Below are 3,502 nucleotides of genomic sequence, written 5' to 3'. Positions count from 1 at the left end.
GGCCCAGGCCGACCCGGCCAAGGTGCGCAGCGAACTGACCGAGCGCGGGTTCTACCTGCAGGTGCCGCCGTCGGTGAGCAGCATGATGCTGCGCCACTATGACTGAGCTTTCCCGATCCCGCGCCCTGTCGCTGGCCTTCACCCTGGGTGCCTTGCTGGCACTGGGTTCGGCGCTGGGCGGCCTGCCCGGTGCGGTGCTGGCCGCACTGGCACAACCGGCGTTCGCATTGGGAATCTCGTGGTGGCGGCGCAGCCGTGCGCTGCTGCCGCCGAAGGTGATCGTCCGCCAGGACCTGCCGGCGCTGCTGGCACTGTGGATCGCCGCGCCGTTGCTGCTGGCCCTGTTGCTGGCCTGGCCGCTGGCCGCGCTGCGCGACAGCGGCAGCCTGGCTGCGGTGCTGGGCCTGAGCGTGCTGGTCAGCGCTGGCCTGCTGGCGGCTTGGCGCACCTGGCCRCTGTGGAAYGATGTCGAKCGYCTCGAYGGYGGCCTGGCCCAGCATTGGCAGGCGCTGGCCGGCCGCGACCTCAGCGCCTGGCGTGGCCTTGGCGTGGCCGCACTGGTGATGGCCCTGGCCGCACTGGTGGTACTGCCGACCTGGCCGGGCCTGCTGCCGGAAAGCGCGCGTTGGCCGTCGGCACTGGCGGTGCTGCTGCTGTCGCCGCTGCTCCACCTGCTGCTGCAGCGCATCGCACCGGCGCCGCTGGTCTCGCTGCGCGGCCCGGTTGGCGCTGAACTGCCGGTCGATCGCGAAACGCTGTTCAGCACTGCGGTGGACACCACACCGCTGGAAGCATTGGCGCCGCAGGAGCTGACCCCGGCCCTGTACGAAGCCGCACGCCACGGCCGCATCGACCGCGCGCTGCAGTTGCTGCAGGCCGGCGCCGATCCGCACTCATTGCCTGACCCCAACTGGCGCGACCAGCGCAGCCTGGCTGTACTGGCCGCGGTATTGCCGGACCTGCGCCTGCTGCGCGAGCTGATCGGCCGCGGCGTCGATGTGAACGCGCCGCACCGTGGCATGACCCCGCTGCTGGCCGCGACCCGCGACAGCTGGCATGGGCGTCCGGAAGCGGTGATGACCCTGCTGGCCAACGGTGCCGATTCGCGCGCCACCGACAGCGAGGGCAACACGCCCCTGCACCACGCCGCGCGCAGTTCCGACCCGGGCGTGGCCGCGCTGCTGCGCGATGCGGCGGCTGAAGTGGACGCACTGAACCGTGATGGCTGGTCACCGCTGGCGGTGGCCTGCCAGGTCGGCAACTGGCGCCTGGCGCGCTTCCTGCTGGAGCGCGGCGCGCGCAGCGAACCGGCTGACGGCACCCCGGTGCTGCTGGCCGCGGCCGCCACCGAGGACGACGATCCGGCCGGCGTGCAGCTGCTGCTCAAGCACAAGGCACGTGCCGACGCGCGCGACCGCCAGCGCCGCAGCGCGCTGCATGAAGCCGCACTGGCCGGCCACGTGGACATCATCGGCGTGCTGCTGGCCGCCGGTGCCAACCTGGAAGCGCGCGATGCGCTGGGCCGCACCCCGTGGCTGGAAGCCGCACGCGCCGGCCGCGCTGCCGTGGTCGAGCACCTGCTGCCGCACAAACCAGACTTGGTTGCGGTCGACACCGATGGCCGCAACGCGGTGCTGCTGGCCACGATGGCCGAGGACGTTTCGCCGTTGTTGATCAAGCGCCTGCTGGAACTGGGGATCGCCGCCGACGGCAGCGATCCGGCCGGCCGGCGCGCGGTGGACTATGCCGCCGAAGCCGGTCGCTGGGCGATCGTGGCCCTGCTGGACCCGTCCTACCCGCTGCCCGCCGCGGTCAGCGATGGCCTGGCCGAGCGCGGTGAGACGGCCAGCGCCAGCGGCCTGTTGCCCGACCGCCCGCCGTTGACCCTGCTGCGCGAGGCGCTGGGGTTCGGCAATACCGATGGCATGGCCGCACTGGCCAGGCTGTGCCAGCCCGAAGAACTGGGTGGCCTGCTGCTCGATCCGGAGCTGGCGCTGGAGCCGCGTGCGGTCGACTGGCTGCTCGCCCATGGTGCCGATCCGTACGTGCGCGACGCCTGCGCAGATACGCCGATGTTCGCGCTGCTTTCGCGTGGCATCGATGCCGTGCCAGCCCTGCAGGTGATGCTGCAGCACGGCCTGTCGCCGGCCGGGCGCGGTGGCCTGGCGCGTTTCCTGGCCGCCTGTGCGCAGCACGACCAGGCGGCGCGTGGCCTTGAGCAGCTGGCGCTGGAACTGCTGGAGCGGGGCGCCGATCCGTTTGCCGCCTCGCCAGCCGGTGATCCGCCGTTGTCGCTGGCGGTGCGCCTGGGCTGGCTGCGCCTGCAGCAGGCCCTGCTCACCACCGGCGTGGACCGCGAAGCACGCGACAGCCATGGCATGACCGCGCTGCATCTGGCCACCGCACTGGCCCGCGAAAGCGCCTTGAAGCTGTTGGTGCAGCACGGCGCCTCGCCGGAAGCGCGTGCTGCCGATGGGCAGACACCGCTGGGCGTGGCGTTGTCGATCGGTCGTCGTGATCTGGCTGATTGGCTGGACTGGCGCGTCTGGCCGCTGCCGCGCCGGACCCTGCGCGAAGGCGATCTGCCGGCCGCCGCGATGGCCGGTGATGTCGACGCCGTGCGTCGTTTGAATGATCTGGGCTTTGCCGTCGACGCCGTCGATGCGCAGGGCTGCACCGCACTGCTGCGTGCTGCCGGCGGTGGCCACCTGGCCGTGGTCGACCTGCTGCTGGCGCGCGGCGCTGATCCGCAGCATGCCGCTGCCAGTGGTGCCACGCCGTTGTCGGCGGCGGTCAGCATGCGCCAGGTCGAGATCGTCTCGGCCCTGCTCGACGCCGGTGCGCAGCTCGAACACCGCCTGCCGGGCGGGGTCACCGTGCTGATGCTGGCCTCGGCGCTGGGGCTGCCGGACATCGTGGCGCGCCTGCTCACCGCCGGTGCCGATGTGCACGCCGGCGATGCCCAGCAGCTGGCGCCGCTGCACTGCGCGGCACTGTATGGCTTCAGTGCGCGCGACCGTTCGCGCCTGCTGGCGCTGCTCGATACCCTGCTGCTGGCTGGTGCAGAGCCGGACCAGGCCGCCGCCGGTGCGGTCACGCCGTTGCTGCTGCTGCTGGGCGCGCGCGCCGAACCGGGCACTGCCTGCGACGAGCAGGTGGTGATGGCCGCCGTCGAGCGCCTGCTGGATGAAGACGTCAGCCTGGACGTGCGCGATCCGCGCGGCTTCGGCCCGCTGCACTTGGCCGCCCTGCACGGGTTGCCGCTGCTGGTGCAGCGCCTGCTGCGCGCCGGTGCCGACCCGGAAGCGCGTGATGGCTTGAACCGCAGCCCGCGCGAGATCGCGGTGATGCGCGGCTTCATCGACGTCGCCGCCGAGTTCGAGCCGCGCGTGCCGGGTGTCTCGTCGATGGCCAGGTTCCTGCGCGACAACGGCTGACCCCAAGGCGCGGTAGTGCCGGCCGCTGGCCGGCAGCTTCGCAATCCTGRCGAGGTKCATGAGGT

General features: G+C 72.4%; 2 protein-coding genes. Both read left to right on the top strand.

Annotated features, from left to right (window positions below):
• Positions 1–106: YcgL domain-containing protein (locus AC1VAN_RS15440; protein ID WP_480986133.1), on the top strand; the 106-nt coding region annotated here is incomplete at its 5' end.
• Entirely contained in the window at positions 99–3,437 is a 3,339-nt protein-coding gene (locus AC1VAN_RS15435; RefSeq protein ID WP_480986132.1) for an ankyrin repeat domain-containing protein, read from the top strand. The genes AC1VAN_RS15440 and AC1VAN_RS15435, both read left to right, overlap by 8 nt.
• Positions 3,438–3,502 lie beyond the last annotated feature (65 nt).

The sequence above is a fragment of the Stenotrophomonas sp. 05L44_2 genome (genome assembly GCF_056665995.1).
This window is presented reverse-complemented; position numbering and strand designations above follow the sequence as displayed.